The organism is Opitutaceae bacterium TAV5, assembly GCA_000242935.3.
GTDB lineage: Bacteria > Verrucomicrobiota > Verrucomicrobiia > Opitutales > Opitutaceae > Geminisphaera.
Genome location: CP007053.1, coordinates 1970877 through 1990699 on the forward strand (window position 1 = coordinate 1970877; position 19823 = coordinate 1990699).

The following is a 19823-nucleotide window of genomic DNA, read 5'->3' on the forward strand; positions in this document are numbered from 1 at the left end:
GGCCAAAACGGTTTGGAGAAGACCGGGGTCTCTGTAGTTAATCGGCAATGACGGATTCGCGTTCATGGGCGGTTTAGCGGAGAGAGGTTTGGGCGACGGGGACGCTGCCGGGCGGGAGGGCGGCGGTTTCGGGCGGAGGTTCCTCGACGGGACCGTAGCCGACGGTTTCGACGGTGATGATCGAGGGGACGACGGGCGGCTCGGCGCGGGGGCGGGCGACGACGGCTTCCTGGGCAGAGGCGGCGACGGTGTTGGAAGCGGCGGTGACGGCGGCCACGTTGACCGTGGTGTTGGGCACGCCGAGAGAAACGCCGGCCACCTGGATGTTGTCGACTCCGCGCACCGCCTGCGCGGCGAGGACGAGGTTGCCACTCACGCGGATGCCGGCGTCGCCCGCATCGACCGTGCCGCGCGGGGCCATGAGGTAAACGTCGCCGGGATCGCCGCCGGTGCTGCTGATGAGCGTGCCGATGCCGCTGCCCGCGGTCTCGCCGGTGAACTCGATGGTGAAGCTGCCGCTGGCCGCGTCGTAGATGATGCGGGGCGGCGGGGCCACGGCGGCGGTCTTGGCGCCTTTGCCGGCGTTGATGTCGCCGTTGGACGACCAGATGACGATGTCGCCCCCGCCGATGGCGAAGACGCGCGACTGGTTCACGACCATGTCCCCGTCGAGGAAGATCGAGATGTCGCCGCCGCGCAGAGCGAGGATGCCGAGCTGGTCGGCGCTCTTGAGCGCAGTCGGCGAGATGTCGGGACCCACGCGGGCGAGGCCGCCGTCGATGGAGCCGCCGGGCACCATAAGGTCGATGGAGCCGTCGTAGATGGACTTGATCTGGCTGTAGCGCAGCGAGAGGTCGCCGGCGTAGGGGGTGACGTCGCCTTCGTCGAGCCGGGCGTAGAAGCCGTTGTGCCAGGCGTTGCGCTGCTGCGCGGTGATCGCGGGGTCCTGGAAGCGGGCCCAGGCGGAACGCAGGTCGAGGGTGGCGTCGCCGGTCTGCTCGCGCATCCAGGCGAGCAGGTCGTCGGCATGGAAGAGCGCGGAGAGAGCGTCGAAGCCGGGGTTGTATTTGGTGGGTTCGTCGCTCTCGGCGGCAAAGGTGCCCACCGCGGCGAGTTCCTTGTAGAAGACTTGGCGGACAAAGGCGGTGCGCACGCCTTCGGGCACGTCCTGGAAGGCGAGCCAGGCGGCGGTGGCGTCGAGGGTATCGTCACCGGTGCGCTCACGCATGAAGGCGGTCAGGTCGGAAGCGTAATGGCGCACGCCCGCGATGGCGGAGGCCGGATCGAGGTAGAGCGCGGCAAAGGCGTCGTAACCGGGGCCGGCCGCGCCCGCGCCGACGGTGAGGTAGAGGTCGGCGCTCCGGGTGCGGGAGAGATAGGGGTTCATCTGGTTGCCCACGGCCTGGATGCCGGCGCTCTTGTTGAGGTCGAGGTGGCGGCCGGCGGTGACTTCGAGGCGGCCGGGGCCGCCGATGACGAGGGCGTTGCCGTCGGGCTGGCCGCCGAGGCGCAGCACGCCTTGCTGGCGGATGTCGCGCCCGGCCTGGATGATCGTCACCTGGTCGTCGGTGAAGTGCTGCCCGTAGAAATTCAGGTCGGTGATGTCGCGCCCGGCGCGGATGATCGCGGGTTTGGGCGAGACGATGGAGAAGGCGTATTGATTGTTGGCCGGGAACCAGTGGCCGTCGATGTCGCCGTCGCGGGCGTAGATGCGCACGGGGTTGGCGTCGGCGGCCCGGTAGAGGCTGGCCGAGTGGGACAGACTGCGATCGACCGTGCCGGTGTAGCCGAGTCCCGGTTCGCGGATGCGGTAGCCGATGTCGTTCCAGTTGGTCGTGGGCGTGAAGACGCCGGGCATGGAGGCCGGATCGGCATCCGACATGATGATGCCGTTGGCCTGCCCCGAGCCCGGAACATGCGGAAGCCGGATGGTGTCGGCCGCCAGCAGGCTGAGGTCGCCGTTGGCCGCCGGGAAGAGGACGATCTGCGAGGAGGTATTGTAGGAGGAATCGTTCAGGATGTTGCCGTCAGGCCCCAGCAGGATGCTGCCGTTCCACGCGACCACATCGAGCGTGCCGGGATAGAGATACTTCGCAGCCGTGCCGTGGACGCCGCTCGGCGGCAGGTTGAGCCCCCCGGCGTAGTTGTTGTAATCCAGGTAATTCGTGAGGACGTGGGAAATGGGCCGGGACAGCGACACATCGCCGGCGACCGAGGCGACGGAGAAGGCGCTGCGTTCGTTGTAGGTGGAGAAGTAGGTGCCGTTGGTCAGCATCATGGGATCGAACACCCAGCCGACATGGGCATCGCCCTGGGTGACGATGTCCCAGGTGCCGTCGCCGAGGGCGAAGAGGTTCTCGAAAAGGCCCTCTCCGGAGCCACTGTTGCCGACCAGCGCGAAGAGCCTGCGGTTGATCGTTGCGCCGGCGAGATGGCGGCCGACGCGCAGCGTGCCGTCGCCCTGGGCCACGTAGAAGACGTTGCCGAGCGCGTCGCGGCCGGTGTTGACGGTGATGTCGCCGCCGCCCCAGGTGTCGAGCCGGCGGCCGGCGGAGGCGCGCCCGCTGGTGGGAGCGACGACCGTGAGCGAGCCGAGGTCGCGGCCGGCGTCGAGGGCGATGTCGCCGCCGCCGAGCGTGCCCACGCCCTGGCTGAAGGCTGTGGCGCTGAAGCCGCCGGTGGGCAGCGTGACGGTCCACCAGGCGCCGTCGGCGCTGCTGCCGCGCACGATCCAGTCGCGCACGATCTGGTTTTTGACGTAATCGAAATTGGCGGTGCTTTTCAGGCCGACATCGCGGCTGGTGCCGAGGATGTCGCGCTGGGCGGAGAGGCGGATGGAGCCGCCGCCGCTGCGGCCGCCATCGGCGGGGGCGGCGAGGAGGCCGGCGGTGTAGAGGTAGCCTTCGGAGAAGGCGTTGAGCTGGGTCCAGGTGGAGAAGCTGACCCCGCGCAGGCGCAGGTCTTCGAGGGTGGCGATCTCCCGCTGGCCGACGGGCTGCTGGTAGTGGACGGGGGTGCGGACGAGTTTGAAGTCGCGGCCGGCGACGGCCTCGATGTCGCCGGTGCCGGTGGCGACGGTCTGGTGGATGCGCACGTTGCCGGCGTCGGCGGCGAGGTTGAAGAGGGGCCGGACGGCGAGCGGGTCGGCGGAGGCGAGGTCGGCGCCGCCCACCAGGCGGAGCGACCAGGAGAGATGGGACGCATCGAGGGCGGTGAGGTAGTTGCGCAGCTCCAGGTTGCCGGCGGCGCGGAGGGTGAGCGTGCCGTAGTCGCCGGCGGCGGTGGTGGCCAGCGTCCAGCCGGTGTCGAGGGAGAGGTCGCCGGTGGAGCGGACCTCCACGCCGGTGACGAGGTGGAAGGCGTCGTCGCCGGTCTTGCCGAGGCGGGCGAGCGTCTCGTCCTTGTGCGCGGCGAGCCAGGCCGAGGTGTCGGCCCGCACGGTGTTGACGAAGGCGGTGTCGATGGAGGCGACGTCGCGGATCTCGGTGACCCATTGGCCGTTGGCGAGGCCGGTGATGACTTCGGTGGGCGCGGTCTCGAGGTCGTAGCGGCGCACGGCCTCGGCGTCGATGCGGCGGGCGCCGGTGATGGCGCCGGAGGCGTCGGCGAGGCGGTAGTCGCCGGTGGTCTCGTCGAGGCCGGCGCGGAGGGTGACGAGGCCGCCGGCGCGGGAGCCGGTCACGTCGATGGTGGCGCCGGACCGGAGGGCGAGGTCGCCGCCCGCGCTGACGAGTTCGACGCGGCCACCCTGGCCGTCGGTGGCGGTGGCGGAGAGTCGCGCGCCGGAGGCAATCGTGAGGTCGCCAGCGGCGACGAGACGGATCGAGCCGGGCTTGGCGCCGTCGGTGATGAGCGCGGCATCGGAGGCCACGGTGAGGCTGCCGGCGGCGGCCACGATCTCCAGCTCGCGGGTGCGGGTGGTGCCGTCGATCACGAGGTCGCCGGAGCGGAGGTTGAAGGCGCGTTTTTGCGCGAAGCCGCCGTCGTTGAGCGAGGCGTTGAGGCCGGCGAAGTCGGCCACGGCGCCGGCGTCGAGCGAGAAGCTGCCGCCGAGGGCCTCGCCTTGCAGGCTGAGGGTGCCTTCCGGCGTGGTCACGGACAGGGTGCCGGCGTCGCCGTCGACCGAGCCGGCGGAGATGTCGAGCAGGGCGCCGGCGGCGACAAGCACGTCGCCGGTCTGCGACACAAGCTCGATCGTGCCGGCGGGCACGGTGCGTTCGACGTCGAAGAAGGTTTCCACGCGGCCGCTGGCATCGAGCACGCTACCCGCGCCGACGAGGACGTCTTCGACCGCTTCGAGCCGGATCGTGCCGGAGCGCAGGTCGATGTGGCCGGCGGCGACTTCGACGGTCTGCCCGAAGAGGGAGACGCTGCCGCCGAAATCGGCCTCGGTGGCGGGCGCGGAGCCGCCGGAGAGGACGAGCGCGCCGTGGGTGGTGATGCCGTGGGTGGCTCCGCCGCCGGCGGAGACCCGGGGGGTGGTCACGGTGACGTCGACGGCCGCGGTCTCCGTGCCCGCGGCAAGGCTGCCGACGTTCTCAAAGCGCAGGTCGCCCGCAGTGATGGTGACTTCGCCGAAGCCGAACAGGCGGCTGTCGCCGGCGGCGAGCGTCAGGGTGTCGGCGTGAATCGCCAGGGTGCCGGCCCCTTCGGCAGGCTCAGGGCCGGCGCCGCCGGCGCCGGTGTTGCGCAGCGTCACGGACTGGCCGCGCAGGGTGACGTCTCCCGCGCCGCGCTGCACGAGCGCCGCGCCGTCGAGCACCAGTTCCCGGAAGAGGGGGTTGCCGTCGGCGTCGAGCAGGCCGAGTTCGGGCACGTCGTGGAAATCGATGAGGCTGTAGCTGCGCAGGACGAGGCGGGTGGTGTCGGCGAAGCCGGCGAGGGTGTCGGCGCCGACGATGAAGCCGCCGGTGCCTTCGGGCGCGCTGCCGAGGCTGATGAGGCTGGAGGCGACTTCCAGCGAGGGGGCGCGCAGCACGGCGTCGCCCGAGATCACGGTGTCGGAGGTGGCGTCGAGCAGGATCGCGCCGGCGGACTGGAGCGAGGCGCCGCCGTGCACGGTGAGCAGGCCGAGGGTCAGCCCTTCGGCGGCGGCGATGTCGACGCGGGTGAGGTCGAGCGCGGCGTTGGACACGCCGACAAAGGCGCCCATGCCGCTGCCTTGCGGGTCCTGATCCTCGCCCGGCCGCACGCCGATGCGCAGCGGCAGCACTTCGCCGGTGACCGCGCCTTCGGCGCGGATGACGCTGCCTTCGGCCAGCTCGATGACGCCGGTGCCGTCGAGCGCCTCGCCGGCGATGACGGTCCTGGCGACGAGCAGCACTTCGGGGGCGACGAGCGCGGAGTCTTCGTCGTTGGCGACGAGCACGCGCTCGGCCACGCCTTCGATGACGATGCCTTCGTCGGTGTAGGAGCGGGTGCCGCCGAGCAGGAGGCTGCCCGCGCCGAAGCGCGAGAGGGCCGCGCCGTCGATGTTGACGCTGTAGTCGGGGTTGGCTTCCGCGCCGGTGGCGATGACAGCGATGGAGTCGGCGGTGATGTCGATCAGCGCGCCGCGCCCTCCCTCGCCCGCCCGGGTGACGGCGGAGCCTTCCAGGTTGAGGGTGCGCAGGGCGCTGAGCACGAGCTGGCCGGCGTCCACCGGCAGGGCCTGCACCAGCCGGTCGTTCGCCCGGGCGAGCTCGGCGAAGAAGGTGTTGCCGCTGTATTCGGCATATTCGGCGAAGGTGCGGACGACGTCGGCGGACATGACGCTGAAGGTCGAGGCGCGGCTGTCGCGCGAGCCGGTGAGCGCCGAGCCGAGGTAACCGGATACCAGCCACGAGCCGTCGGGTCGGGCGTTGGCCGTGCCCGCGGGCAGGTCGCTGGCGGCCGACTGCACGGTCACGCGGAAGGCCCCGGGCAGGAGCGCGTAGCGGGCGGGCAGCAGGGTATACCAGCCGGCGGCGAGGCCGGGGACGCCGGAGAGCCAGACGCGGTCGCCCGCGCCGGTCGGCGAATCGGCGGAGGGGGTGAGCGCGGTCTGGAGCGAGGGGACGACCGCGTAGACGCCGGGGGCGGAGAGGATGTCGCGGGAGCCGCCGGTGCCGGGGATGAACTCGGCCGCGACCATGTCGCCGCCGCCGGACAGGTCGATGACCGCGCCGGCCTGCACGTCGATGTTGCGTCCGTTGATCGTCACGAGTTTCTCCGGCGCGGCTTCGAGCGGCCAGATGGCCTCGCCGCCGCCGGTGCCGAACCAGTTGCCGTTGATGACGTCGCCGTAGGGGATCGACAGTCCGTCGAGCGAGACGGAGGTGAGGCTGCCTTCGCCGAGCGTGACCGTGCCGGTGCGGCCGGCGTCGAGCGAGATGCCGCCCAGCGGGGCGCGCAGGACGCCGTCGTGCCCGATGGTCGCGGCGGTGACGGCGAGGCTGCCGCCCACGGATAGCGGCGCGGCGGGCACGACGCCGGTGGAGGACTCGATGACGATGCGTCCGGCGGCGCCGCCGGACCGGATCGAGGCGGCCACTCCCGAGGCCGGATACAACTGGGCGGCGGAGAAGGTGAGCGTGCCGAGCGCTTCCAGGCTGCTCACGAGGGTGGTCAGGCTCATCGCCTGCCCTTCCACAATCCGGGAGCCGATCAACGGGGCGCCGGTCATACGGATGTCGCCGGTGCTGTGGAAGCGGGCATCGCCGATGTTGGCGAGCGCGGTGTAGCCGGCGAAGTCGATCAGGTCCGCCTCGACGAGCAGCGAACCGGGGCCGGTGCTGGCGGCGGGCAGCTGTGTCGAGCTCGTGCGCGGCACCGAACTGCCCAGGGACACCCAGGGGGCCTCGATCAGGACCGGGGGGGCGGGGTTTTCCGCGGTGGAGGCCGCGCGGAGGACGGGCGCATCGAGGGTGATCGCGCGGCCGGCCGAGAGGCGCACGTCGCCGGAGAAGGTGATGTTGCCCGGCGTGGCAAACGCCAGCGTGCCGAAGCCGGCCTCGGCCAGCGTGTCGGCGGAGACCTGCGCCTGGTTGACCGCGCCGGGGAGCGCGTCGCCGGGCTGCGCCCCGGCGGGGAGGGCCGGCGCGCTGTCCTGACGGATCTGCAGGGAGGCGACCGTGCCGAAACCGGTGCTTCCCGCTCCCAGTCGCATCGAGAACGTGCCGTCGGCGGCTTCCGGCACGGCGCCGGAGGCCAGGTAGCTGCCGTCGAGATAACCGCCGCCGGTGCTCATGCGGATGACGACGGAGCCGGCGTCGCTCCAGACTTTGCGCGGCGTCGTCGGCGGAAGGCCGCCGGAAGATCCGCCGAGGCCGTTGCCCGTCGCGAGGGGCAGGTCGAGGGTGGCCAGCCCGCCCGAGACGTCGATGAGCGAGCCGGCCTCGGTGACCACATAGCCGTTCCCGAGGGTCTGCAGGGTGACCGTGCCGCCGGCCAGGACTTCGCCGGTGCGCAGGCCATGCAGACCGGGCTCGGGCAGCCAGGCGCCGGGGGCCAGCAGCCGGGCGGTGGAGGTGAGCCATATCCTGAGGTTCTGGGTCTGACCCGTGGAGCCGGCCGTGTCCGAACCGATCACGATGTTTCCTCCCGGGGCCTTGATCGTGCCGGCGACGGTCACTTGGTTGAAGGCATCCAGATGAACCGAGCCGCCGATGCCGGCATCGAGGACGCCGCCTTCGGCCAGCGTGAGGGAGCCGCCGCGGCGGAGGACTCCGTAAGCGGGATAGTTCGAGGTCCGGTTGTAGAACCATTCGGAGTGGCCGGACGAGAGCGAGAGGGCGGAAGCGTCCCGGTGGCCTTCGGGCAGGAGGGCCAGCGAGCCGAGAGCGGACAACGACGTGCCGCCGGGCAGCGCGGCGGGGTCGAGGACGAGGCGGTTCTGCGGGAGGGGTTGCACGCGGGCGTCGCCTTCGACCGCGAGCGAGACGAGGCCGTGGAGGGAGTAACTGGCAAAGCCGCCGCGCTGGAAAAAGGCGTCGTCGAGCCAGAGCGTGGCGTCGCCTTCCTCGCCGGAGGGTTCGCCGCCGATCCGGATGGCGCGGTGAGTGAGCGAGAGGCTGCCGCCGCGTCCGGCGGAGGTGGTGGTGGCGAGAGCGTGGCCGCGCAGGCCGTCCCAGGTGGCGAGGCCGTCGCCGAAGACGAGGTCGGTGGCGCCGATGGAGATGGACCCGGCGTGGCCGAGGCGGGAGAGGCTGCCGCGGTGGTTGACATAGCCGCCGCCGGACACGTCGATGACGCTGCCTTCGGCCAGGGTGATGACGCCGCTGCCCACGCCCGCCCCGCCGAGCGAGGGGAGGTCGTTGTGGGTGGTGATTTCGTTGGTGACGAGGATGACGGAGCCGCCGTGGACGGAAAAGGGGGCGTCGGGAGCGCCGTTGGCGAAGGCGTTGACCCACTGGCCGCTGACGTCGAGCAGGGCGTTTTCGCCCAGCGTGACAAACAGCGGGGGCCGGGGCGAGGGCGCCTCGGGCTGGCTGGCGCCGGCATCGCTGCGGCGCGGCGCGCCCGCCAGGTCGGCGCGCAGGGTGATGGAGCCGCCGGCGGCGCGCAGGGCGCCGTCGATGGTAATCTCGCGCGCGGCCAGCACGGCGGAACCGCGGGCGCCGAGGTCGAGCGAGGCGCCTTCGGCGAGCTTGATTTCCTCGGTGGCGTAAACTTCGAGCGAACCGAGGCCGCCCCGCTCCAGCATCCCGGTGGACAGCGCGGTGCGGAAGTCGGCGGCGAGCCGGTCGCCCGCGGCAAACTCTGCGTCGAGCGTCGGCACGTCGGTGTCGAGGTGCACGCCGGTGAGCCGGTAGTCGTAATTGTAGGTGGGGTTGCCGCGGGAAAAATCCTTGTGGCCGAGGATGAGCGTGCCGCCGGCAGGCGCGGCGGAATTGCCCAGCTGCCGTTCGCCGAGGGTGACATGGGCGTTGATCTGGCCGTCGAGCGCGACGCGCTGGGCGTCGAGGGTCACGGTGCCGGCGGCCTTGCCTTCGGTCCAGGCTCCGGTGACACGAGTGGTCTTGCCGAGCGGGAGCGACCAGCTCTCCGAAAAACCCCAGCGGCCGTGATCCTTTGTCCAGACACCGACGATTCCGGTGTAGTCTTCCCCCCATACACCCTGACTCACGTCGACGACCTCGCCGCTGGCGGAGCGCAGACGGGTGACCTGACCGACCGCGACGGTGTAGCCGACCGTGCCGCCGGAAACGTCGAGCACCGCGCCCTCACGCACCACGATGTCGCCAAAAGCACTGACCGTGATGTTGCCACCGGTGGCGGTGAGTTCGCCCACGCCGCGGCGGAGCTGGTTGATGTAGCCGGTGGCGTCGAAGAGCGGCGAGCCCTGCCAGATGCCTGGCCGGCCCTCGATCCACTCCACGTCGGCCATGAAGGGGTCGTCGAAGGTGCCGGTGTCGCGCAGATCGACCCAGACCTTTTTGCGATAGAGCAAATCGTAGAGGAGCGGGTTGTCGCGCAGTTCGTTGCCACGCAGCTCGACCTCGACGAAGTTGCGCGCGCCGTCCACGATCACGCCGGTCGATCCGGACACGTCGATCAGGACGTTTTGGCCGATGTAGACGGAGGCCTGAGCCCGCTGCTCCGGGGTCAGCAGCGAGTAATCGAGATCGAGGCCCAGATACTCGGACTTGAGGCTGACGTCACCGCCGGGAGCCAGCAGGGTGGCGTCTTTGCCGATGTGGAGGGTCTTCCCGTGAAGATCGATCTGCGAGGGGTCGAGCAGCGCGGCCGAGGCGACGGTATCCGTAGAGGAATACTCGGGAAGGATGTCGAGGACCGTCCCCTCCGCGACGGACAGATCACCCGCCCGGAGAAACTTGATGCCTTCGAAGACCTGGTTGGTCGCACCGCCGAATGTCCCGATGGCCTCGTCGCGGGCGTGGAGGAAGATGGAGCCGTTGGCGGCAACGGAGGTGGTGGCGGCAAGGCGGCCGGAGACGGAGACGTCCTTGCCAATGAGAGTGATGTTGCCGCGCTCGGCGATGATCTCGCCGGTGCTGGCGGCAAGGCCGGTCTCGGCGGTGTTGCCGGCGACCTCGATCTCCCAGCCGCGCAGGGCGGACTCGGTGCTGGCCTTGACGTAGGCGCGCTGGCCGGCAGCAAGGAGGGTCTGGCCGTCGGGGGTGAGAATCGTGCCGTGATTTTCGACGTTGCCGCCGAGGAGGAATACGCGGCCGGAGGCATCCGTCTCGATGCGGGCGCCGGCCTCGACCTTCACGTCGCCGGCGGTAATGCCCGGATCGGCTTGGAAAGTCGGTGTCTGCTGCCAGTTGGAGGTGACGAACTCCTTCCGGAAGTTCTCGTCCGAGATATTCAGCGAGGAGGCGACGAGGGTGGCGGTGTTCACCTGGGAAGCGCCGCCGAAGATGATGCCGTTCCGGTTGAGGATGTAGACCTGGCCGTCGGCCTTGATGTTGCCGAGGATCCGGCTGGGGGAGGCGGAAGGGTCGTTGACGCGGTTGAGGGCGATCCAGTCCTTGTTGCCGTGCTGGTCGAAGTTGAGCGTGGTGTCCTTGCCGACGTTGAACTCCTTCCAGGTGAGGATGGCTTTCGCGGCCTGCTGCCGGATGTCCACGGTGGTGTGGCCGCCGGAAACGGACTCGGTCGGTCCGTCGGCGCCCTGCCACAGGTCCGAACCGGGCGAGGCGCCATCGGCAACCTGCAGACCGCCGGGTTTCAGGCCGTTGGGCACGTTGCTGACGGCCGCCTGGGCGGCGGCGCGGGCCTGCGCCTGGGCCACGCGGACAGCCTGGACCGCCGCCGTCGTGCGGGCGAGCACATCGCCGCGCAGGGCTCCGCCACTGGTCGAGGAGGGCGGGACGACCGGCGGACGGACGATGGCGGCGTCGGGCACTCCGCCCGCCGGAGCGGAGCTGCGGCGGAGGACATCGGCGGCAAACGCCGGCAGCGGCGCCATCTGCGAGAGCAGGATGCCAAACGCAGTCACCGCGCTGATGGCGGAGCGGACAGGAGAAACAGTAGTGACGGACCGGTGACGGCTGGCGGGACTCATGACGAAAAATCGGCGGTGATTAAAAATGGCTGGCGCGAACAGGATCACTGGTAGTTAAGAAGCAGATACTCCCGGGAGCGGAAACGGTCCGGGGCGAGGCGGCGGGCACGAGGAGCGCAGGAAGACGGACCGGAACTTTCTCGATACCTTTACAGACGACTGTCAGCGTCCCCCTGCGCTCTTCGTGCCCGCCGCCTCCGGTCCACGGCGACACGGACGCCGCGGGATCGTCTCCCGCGCCGGCCCGGAGGCCGAAGGCCCGTGTCACCCTGGAACCGGAAAGGATCATCTGACGGAGGCGGCAGCAGTCGCCGGAGGCAGGACCTGCGAGAGGGCGAGCTCGTTGATGACCATGGGATTTTGCTCCAGCAGTTTGGTCAGGTAGGCCTGCCGGTTGGCGCGGGCGCGCTCGTTGCGCAATTGCTGGGCAAGCTGGCCGCGCACCTCGTCGAGTTTCAGCGTATGCGGCTCCTTCGTCTCCAGCACCTTCACGATGTGCCAGCCGTCATCGAGACGGATCGCGTCGGAAACCGTGTTGACCGGCAATGTTTTTATCGCGTCGCGCAGTTCGGGCCGGAGCTGGGTTTCCAGCACCCAGCCGGCCTCGCCACCGCGTTCGGCGCTGACCTTTTCGTCGCTCTGCTCGCGGGCCACCGCGCCAAAATCCGCGCCGGCCTGCGCGAGCTGCTTCCTGACGGCCTCGCTGCGGATTTTTGCCTTTTCGGCCTTGTCGGCGCCGGCGTCCTTCGGAGCCGCAATAAAGATCTGTGCGATCCGGTACTGGCTGGGCACAAGAAGCTGCGCCTTGTTCGCCTCGTAGAAGGCCGAAAGCTCGGCCTCGGACGGAAAACCCTCGGGCGGCTGGGAGACCGATTGCAGGTAGCTTTCGACCAGCGCATTGTCGCGGGACCGCTGCAAGGCGGCCGCGGCGGCGGGCTGCTGGTCCCACTTTTTCGAGAGCGCCTCCTTCAGGACGATCTGGCGGGCGAGCAGCGAGCGCACGGCCTGGCTGAGCAGGTTGGGATCGCGCGCCAGCGCGGCCTGCTCGCGCGGATCGAGCGTCTCGAGCGCCGCGCGGATGTCTTCGGTCTTCACGTCGGTATCGCTGATCCGCGCCAGCACCCCGGCGTCGGAGGCCATGGCGGTGGCGGCCCCGGCCAGAAGGCCGGTGGCAAACAGGGCGCGCATCGCGCGCGGTGCGGCTGCCTCGCGGCAGCGTTCAAGCAGTGTCTTTGTCATGATTAACATTTCCGGTTTTGTCTGATGTCTGTAGTCCCTCTCCGGATTCCGGAGAGAAGTGGTTTGACGGATACGTTTTCCCGGATGGCTTCACCGGGGATTGCCGTCCGCACGTCCTCCGCTGTCCGCGGTGTATTTCCGGTCGGCCACGCGGTCGGCGTAGTCCTGGACCAGGTTCTGTATCTCCACGCGTTTTTTCCCGATGAACGGCTCGCGCGCCCCGATGGCGTCCCCCAGCCCGAACTTTTCCAGGCGGTCGAGGATTTCGTTGGCGAGCCTGACCAGCTCGACGTTGCGCGTCTCCCGGTCGGTCACCGTGCGCTCGAGCTGCGCCACGCGGATTTCCAGATTGGACCGGGCCAGTTCGCGCACCCGCGCCAGTTCGGCCGATTTCTGCGCGGCTTCCTTCCATTTCGCCAGATCGGCGGAAAGCTGCGCGGCCTTCTCCTCCTGCGTCACCACGATGCTTTTCAGGTCGGTGATCTCCTTTTCGGCAGCCGCGCGGTCCTCGGCGCCCTGTTTCGTGAGGGCGACGACCTGCTTTTTCAGGGCATCGCGTTCCTTTTCCAGCTCGGCCTGCTGCACCTGAAGCGCCGCGCTTTCGCTCTGCGCGGTGCGCAGTTGCAGGGTCGTGTTGCGCAGCGCCTCGCGCAGTCGCACCTCCATCGTGTTGTCTGGCTGGGCCTGCGCGAAGGCGCACACCGGCGCCAGAAGGAGCAGCGCCCAAAAGGCCGGTTTTCCGGGTAGTTGTTTTTTCATTTCAGATTTTCAGTTTTCAGTTTTTCAGCGTTTCCCCGCTAGAAGCGGGCGTTGATATCGAACTGGAACACATCGGCGGAGTACGGGGGACCGGCGATGGAGTCGGCGCTCAGCCAGCGGATGCGCCCGTTCACGTTTTTCGACAGGCCCATCGTCAGGCCGAGGATGTAGCCTTTCAGGTTGGTGCCCCCCAGGCCGAAGTCGGAATCGGTGAACCCGTCCACCACGGCGTCGGACTCGACGTACTTGTAGGCAATGCTCGCCTGCCAGTCCCAGCGTTTTTCCAGCACCAGGCTGCCGACATTGAGCCGGACCAGGTAGCCGATGTCGCCGCCTTCAAAGTTGTCGTCGTCGTCGAGGTTGTTGGTCGGCCCCTTGTGGCGGCTGGGGCCGTTGGCGTTGATCGCCGCCTCGTCGAACGCGAGGTTTTGCACAAACTCGGCCTCCAGCGACAGGTGCACCGGATCGAATTTCTTGTAATCCACCTTCGCGGTCAGCGCCAGTTCGCGGAAGGGCGTGGCCAGGCCGAAGTATTGCCACTCGTTATTCAGATCGCTCGTGCCGGGATAATATTCGGGGATTTCGCGCAGGGCAATGTAGCTGTTCCCCCGCTGGGCAAAGGCCGGACGGGAGCCGTCGGTGTTGCCGGGATCGGAGGAGTTGAGCGGGATGTAGGAGCTGGAGACCTTTCCCTCGATGTTCACAAAATCGTAATAGGCCGCGCCGACCTTGACCGAGAGGTTGTCGGAAAGCTTCCAGTCGAAGCCGAGCTGGCCGCCGTAGAGCCACTTGTCCTCGCTCTTGAACTTCTGCGGCTGGTTGCTGGAAAAGTTGAAGTCGGTGTTGTAGACGGGAAAGGCGCCGAGCGTGAAAAAGGGCGTGATGCGCTGGCCGATACCGTAGCGGGCCTGGACCATGATGCCGTCGAAACCGAGGTCGTCGTCCCAGACCAGGTCGGTGGCAAAGAACGGGTTCTCGAAACGGCCGACGGTGAGGGTGATCTTTTTGTCGGAGGTGAGTCCGGGAACGTCGTATTTGAGAAACGCGCGGTCGAGCCAGAGGGCGTATTTGGCGCCGAGTCCGTCGGACCCCATCGTCTGGTTGGTGGAGACCGGCGAGTCGTCGTTGCCGGTGGCGATGCGCAGTCCGGCAGAAAAATTCTCGCCGAGGTCGGCATCGAGCGCGAGGCGGGCGCGGAGGCGAAGCCGGTCGCGGTCCTGGTCGGCGTTGTAAGTAGGCGGCTCGGTGGTGGTATTGAGCGACGAGATGTCGAAGGGCGAGCCGCGGTTGATGCTGTTGAAATTGTAGAACGGATTGAAGCCGGGACCGACGGCATTGTCGTCGGGGAAGGACGTGCCTTCGTAACGGAAACGGACGTCACCGGTGAGCCGGAGTTTTTTGGTCCAGGCGGGCACCTCGCGGGGATCGGCCCAGTTTTCCTCGCGGGCCTGGCGCATCACGTCCTGCCTGATGTCCTCGCGCAGTTGCTGCCGGACCGACTCGGGCACGTAGGTGACGCGGACTCCGCCGGACGGCGTCGTGGTGGTCACGGGCGAGAGCCCGGAGGGCACACCGGCCGGGGACGAGGCGGTGACGGTCGCGGCGCCGCCGGGCGCGTGGGCCAGCGCGGCGAGCCGGGCGGTTTCCCTGGCCGCCGCGGCCTCGGCTTCCGCCTGCCGGACCAGACCCTCGGCCTGCTCCTGCGTGAAAATGCCCTGCTGCACGAGCAGGCGCAGGATGTTCACCGTCACGCTCTCCGACGGGGCGGAGGGCGGGTTTTCGGCTCCGGTGGCAAGGAGGGCTGAAAAACCCAGCGCGGCGAGGCCGGCAAGAAGCCGGAGTCCGGACCGGCGCGGGTGTGGCTGTTCGGTTGTCATTGGAAATCGGTTACGCAATAAAAATGGTTTCGGAACGGAGAGGGATCAGGGACGGCGGGCGGTGAGGCGCAGGACGATGGGCGCGGGCATGTCGGCGGGCGGCGGTTCGCGGAGCGTGAGGCCGGTGAGCACGTCCTTTTCGATGGCGGTATCCAGATCCCGGTTGCCGGTGCTGCCGACCAGCCGGGCGGCGCGGATGCGGCCTCCCTCGTCGGGCCAGATGCGCACCGTGATGCGCAGGTCGGCCACGCGGGTCCTTTCGTTTCTTCGCAGCGCCTCGGCCACGGTCGTCTGGACCTGCGCGGCGTACCAGCCCCAGCGGCTGGAGCCGCGTCCGCCGGAACCGGTTCCCGTGCCGGTGCCGCCAATCACGGAACCGCCTCCGCGGCCGACCAGACCAAAACCGTCGGCCGGCCCGTCGCCCTGGATGTTGGTGCCCATCGGCGCCGCGTCTTCCCCGGGCGGTTCGGGCGATTCGGCCGGCTTTTCCTGCGGCTCGTCGGCCGGCACCGGCTCCTGCTCGATCATCTGCGGCTGCTCCTCCGGCTTCGGCGTGTCCTCCGGTTTCGGTTGCGGAGGCGGCGGAGGGGGCGGTGGCGGCGGAAGCGCCACGCGGATCATGGAAAACTCCTGCGGCTTCGGCGCGGAGGGTTTCGGGCCGGAGGCCGTCGAGACCAGCCACCAGGCGATGCCGCCGGCGATGACCGCGCACACGGCCAGCACGATCCCGTAGCGCCGGAAAAAGCCGGGCTCCTTCTCGTCGAGCGGGTCGTCGTTGTCGTCGCGATTGTGGTCGGGTGCAGTCATCGGATGCGGAGGAGCGGGGTTATTTGGCCTTCGTCGCCAGGCCGACCTGCGAGATGCCGACGCGGCCGAGCACGTCGAGCACGTCCATGACTCCCTGGTACTGCGTGAGGCTGTCGCCGCGCACCACCACCGGAAAATCCGGCGTCAGCGCCTTCTGCGAGTTGAGCCGTTGTTCGAGTTCGGAGAGGGTCACCGGCACCGTATCCAGAAAGACACGTCCCTCGTTGTTCACCGTGATCGCCTTCGTCTTCGGCTTGGCCAGGCTGGCCGGCGTGTTGCTCGACTTCGGCAGGTTCACCTTCGTGCCCGCGACGGAGGCCGTGCACATGAGGATGAAAATCACGAGCAGCACATACGCCAGGTCGAGCATGGGCGTGATGTTGATGTCGTCGTAAGGTTTGCTTTCGTCCTGGACGGTCATGGTGAGCTTCGCTCCGGTTTCGGGTTCAGGGTTTCGGGTTCAGAGTTGCGACGCCGGTTATTCGGTGCCGGCGAGTTTCGCTTTTTCGGAGGCGCGCTTCGGGTAAAACTCGGCGACTTTCGTGACGAACTCGTCCACGAAGACCTGCATGTCGGCGGTCACGTCCTTCACCCGCGTGAGCAGGTAGTTGTAGCCGAACAGCGCGGGAATCGCCACGGCCAGGCCGGCCACGGTCGCCAGCAACGCGGCGGCGATGCCGGGCGCGATGGCGTTGACGTTGACGTCGCCGGCCATCGCCACCGCCGCAAAGGTGATCATGACGCCGACCACCGTGCCGAGCAGCCCGAGGAACGGACCGCCGGAGATCGCGATCGTCAGGAGCACCATCTGCTTGTTGAGGCGTTGCTGTTCGCGGACGCGGCCGCCGTCCATGCTCGCGGTGATCGCCCTGATCGCATGCGCGGACAGCGATCTCTCGTCGCCCTTTTTCGTTTCGGAGAGCCGCTTGCGGATTTCCTCGGCGCCGATGTGGTAAAGCCGGTAGAGCGGCGCGCGGGCGATCAGCTTGCGCTCGGCCTCGGTAAGCTGGCCGCCGAGCGAGGAAACCTGGTGATTGGCATTGTCGAGGACGGTGAGGTCGCCGGCCACGCGTTCGTTGAAGAGTTTTGAAAAGCGTTCGTTCCCCTTGCGGACCGTGTCGATGTAGCCGTTCTTGGCCACCATGACCGCGATGCTGATCGCGCTCATCACCGCGAGGATGACGATGACCACCCAGCCATCGAAAGTCAGGTTCTGGATAATGACGGTAAAATAGCCGGAGTGCCCGCCGCCGCCTCCGCCGGACTGTTCCTCCTCGCCGACCAGTACCACGCGGGCGCCGGTTTCACCACCCTGCGTGGCAGCGAGGAATTTTATGTAGCCGGACGGGCGGGCGGTGCGGGCAAGCTGGAACTCGACCAGTTCGCCGGCAAAGCCCGACGTGACCGCCGCTTCGGCGGTCGCACGGTCGCCGCCGAGCGCGGCCGGCGTATCGAGCGCAGGCATACCGGTGTCAAGCGTGGCGTAGGTGTTGCCGTCCACGTAGAGGGTGATGCGGGAGGCTTCGACCACCGCGGCGAGGTGGTGCCAGGTGTTGACCGTCAACGGTGCTCCGGCGGGCGAGCGGACGGTGCTGCCGCCTGCGGTGACTTCCACGAAGGGGGCGCCCTGATCGGCGCCGACGAGGAAAGCGGCCTGCGGGCCGGACGCCGAACGGCGGCTGTAGATGACCGCACGGCCGGTAAGCGTCGCAGGTTTGACCCAGGCCGACCAGGTCAGCGGCGCGTTGGCGGTCCAGGCGAGCGAGGGCGTGGCGGGCACGGTGACGGCCGAGTTGCCGTCGAAGCGCAGGCCGGTGCCGATCAGCGTGCCTTCGGCCGGGATTCCGGGGCTGGCCGCGTTGTTCTCGTTGCCGGAAAAATCGCGGGCCGGCTGGCCGCGTTCGCCAAAATGCCAGGCGAGCACGGTGTCGGCATCGAAGGTGTCCTTGAGGTTTTCGACGGAAGGCGCGGCCTGGTTGCCGTAGTACAGCCAGATCTCCGTCTGCGCTCCGGATTGTATTTCCGGCACCCGCACCCAGACAAACGCCTCGCCGAGCAGGCCGTCGAACTGCGCGACGTGATGCGGGAGAACCGTCTTGTCGTCCCCGGCCACGAAGCGGATGTCCGCGCCGTCGGGTCGCGCCAGGTCGAACTGGAAATTGCCCGTGTGCAGGCGCACGAGGACGGGAGCCCCTCCCACCGGACCGGCGATGTCCGCTCCGGCCGGCGTCGTGTCGATGGTCAGCTTTTTTCGCAGCGCCCACTCGTTGTTCCACCACGCGCGGGCGGTGGACGGAAATGCGAGCAGCGCCAGGATACCCAGCAGCGCGCAGTGGAACAGGTGCCCCGGGAGGCGGCTTTTTTTCGTGGCTGTGACGGTCATGATCGGGAGTTGAAGTCGGGAGTTGAAGTGGAGGGGAGAACGGTGGTTCGCGTGGCCTGATTTCAGTTTTTCAGTTTTCAGCTTTTCAGTTTTTCCCTAAAATTCGGCCCAGACGCGGAAGGTGAGGCGCGGTTCGAAATGTTCGGTCGTGCCCTCGCTGCGCAGCGGCACGCCGAGGTCGAGGGAACCGTTAAAATGGTCGCGGAACTTCAGCCGCAGGCCCGCGCCGATGCTGGCGAGCAGGAAGCGCGAGTCCTGGTCGGCCAGCGCATCGTTGAGCGTCAGGCCGGCGGTCTCGCCGAAGATGTACAGGCGGCATTCCTCAAAAAATCCCCCGAGGGTGAACGACGGCGCCCGGAACTCGACCGACAGGCCGATGCCGTTGTCGCCCATCACCTCGCTTTCCAGATAACCGCGCACCGTGCCCAGGCCGCCGGCACCGAACTGTTCCGACGAAATGAGCGGCTGGCTCGAAAGCTGCCCCTGCACCTTGGCGAAGAGTTGCCATGACTCGTAAACGTCGCCGGTCCACGAGGCGTCGCCGCGGAAATAGATGTAGCTGCCGTCCGAATACGCGCGCTTCTGGTCAAACTCTTCCGAGGAACTGCCCATGCCGCGCACGTGGAAATTGAGCCCCGCGTTGATCTGCGTGACCGACTTCGGCTGCAGCAGTGTCAGGGAATAGTTCACCGCCATCGGGTAGTATGTGATCGGCGTCTGCGTGCCGCCCGGCACGTCGGTGATCGTGAGCAGTTCGTCAAAGTGCTTGTAGTCGATCCCGAACGTCAGGCTGTGTGTAAAAGTTTCCGAACCGGTCAGCGCCACGATTGCCTGCGCACCGACAATCTCGCCGCGGCCGGCCACATCGAACGTGCCGAGCGTGGACACGTCGCTGTCCTGCTTCACGCCCTGCACCACCAGCTTCACCGGTGTGTTCGGGACCGGCGCAAGGTAGTAGGCCGAAAACACCTTCGCGTCGTCGAGGCGCTGCGGCGCCACCTGGAAGCTCAGGCCAACGGTGTGTTCGAGTTGCCAGAGATTGCCGTAGCTGATCGAGCCGTTGAGCCGCAACGGCTTCGTGTCGGAACTGTAGCGGTTGTTCAGTTCGAGGCTGCCGTGCAGCGGAAAGGTGTCCTCCACGGTCAGGTCGATATCCACCGTCCCGGGAACCACGCCCGCCTTCAGCGATGGCGTGACCCGCCGGTCGGGCAACTGGTTGAGCGCGATGATGTCACGCGTGACCGCGTTGAAATCGGGCACCTCTCCCTCCGCGATGGACGGCGCCTTCTCCCTGATCCGGTTGTGGTCGAAGTAACGGGAGCCGCGGATGCGCAGCCGCCCGACCTTTCCCTCGATCACCCGGATCGTCACCGTGCTGTCCTGCACCTGCTGCTCGGGCACCTGCACCGCCACCGTCTGCAGGCCTTTTTCCTGGTAGAGTCTTTCCAGAGCCAGGCGCGCCCCCTCCACGTCCTCCGGCGTCCGCGCCTCTCCAAGAAACGGATACACCGCCTTCTCGATCTCCACCGGCGTCAGCTTCTCCGCTCCTTCCACGTAGTACTCGAAAATGTCCAGGTACTGCGCCGCCGCCGGCATCTCTCCCGCAGGCTCGCCACGCACTACCTGCATCACCACCATCAGCGACAGGAACAAGGCTGGAAACAGAAAATTTTTCAGCGCGGATCTGGAACAGGTCGGAAAATTCACAAAGGTTGGCAGTGCTGGATCGGAGGGAAGCCGGATTGATGTTGGTGCGGAATCGGCAGGC

General features: G+C 68.2%; 8 protein-coding genes. All 8 read right to left on the reverse strand.

The annotated features are described in order from the left end of the window. Positions 1–73: 73 nt before the first annotated feature. Positions 74–10990, reverse strand: coding sequence for a filamentous hemagglutinin (locus OPIT5_08860; protein AHF90296.1), 10917 nt, complete (start codon positions 10988–10990; stop codon positions 74–76). A 285-nt stretch (positions 10991–11275) separates the two neighbouring features. Further along, positions 11276–12112: a peptidyl-prolyl cis-trans isomerase gene (locus OPIT5_08865; GenBank protein AHF90297.1), complete on the reverse strand. Its 837-nt coding sequence runs from the start codon at positions 12110–12112 to the stop codon at positions 11276–11278. Between the two features lie 207 nt (positions 12113–12319). Beyond that, entirely contained in the window at positions 12320–12988 is a 669-nt protein-coding gene (locus OPIT5_08870) for a hypothetical protein (GenBank protein ID AHF90298.1), read from the reverse strand. Between the two features lie 38 nt (positions 12989–13026). Further along, complete coding sequence (locus tag OPIT5_08875; protein AHF90299.1) at positions 13027–14865, reverse strand: hypothetical protein; 1839 nt, start codon at positions 14863–14865, stop codon at positions 13027–13029. A 45-nt stretch (positions 14866–14910) separates the two neighbouring features. Continuing rightward, positions 14911–15672, reverse strand: coding sequence for a hypothetical protein (locus tag OPIT5_08880; protein ID AHF90300.1), 762 nt, complete (start codon positions 15670–15672; stop codon positions 14911–14913). Between the two features lie 19 nt (positions 15673–15691). Further along, on the reverse strand, positions 15692–16093 hold the full coding sequence (locus OPIT5_08885; GenBank protein ID AHF90301.1) for a biopolymer transporter ExbD: 402 nt from the start codon (positions 16091–16093) through the stop codon (positions 15692–15694). 57 nt (positions 16094–16150) lie between these two features. Then, the gene (locus tag OPIT5_08890) at positions 16151–18055 is read right to left on the reverse strand and encodes a biopolymer transporter ExbB (protein ID AHF90302.1); all 1905 of its coding nucleotides are present in this window, start codon (positions 18053–18055) and stop codon (positions 16151–16153) included. 96 nt (positions 18056–18151) lie between these two features. After that, positions 18152–19762 (reverse strand): hemin-binding protein, encoded by a 1611-nt coding sequence (locus OPIT5_08895; GenBank protein ID AHF90303.1) that lies wholly within the window; start codon positions 19760–19762, stop codon positions 18152–18154. Between the last annotated feature and the right edge of the window lie 61 nt (positions 19763–19823).

Bases quoted from the DNA above. Each gene is read 5' to 3' on its own strand.
- OPIT5_08880 (AHF90300.1), bottom strand. From the start codon at position 15,672: ATGACTGCACCCGACCACAATCGCGACGACAACGACGACCCGCTCGAC.
- OPIT5_08860 (AHF90296.1), bottom strand. From the start codon at position 10,990: ATGAGTCCCGCCAGCCGTCACCGGTCCGTCACTACTGTTTCTCCTGTC.
- OPIT5_08870 (AHF90298.1), bottom strand. From the start codon at position 12,988: ATGAAAAAACAACTACCCGGAAAACCGGCCTTTTGGGCGCTGCTCCTT.
- OPIT5_08875 (AHF90299.1), bottom strand. From the start codon at position 14,865: ATGACAACCGAACAGCCACACCCGCGCCGGTCCGGACTCCGGCTTCTT.
- OPIT5_08885 (AHF90301.1), bottom strand. From the start codon at position 16,093: ATGACCGTCCAGGACGAAAGCAAACCTTACGACGACATCAACATCACG.
- OPIT5_08890 (AHF90302.1), bottom strand. From the start codon at position 18,055: ATGACCGTCACAGCCACGAAAAAAAGCCGCCTCCCGGGGCACCTGTTC.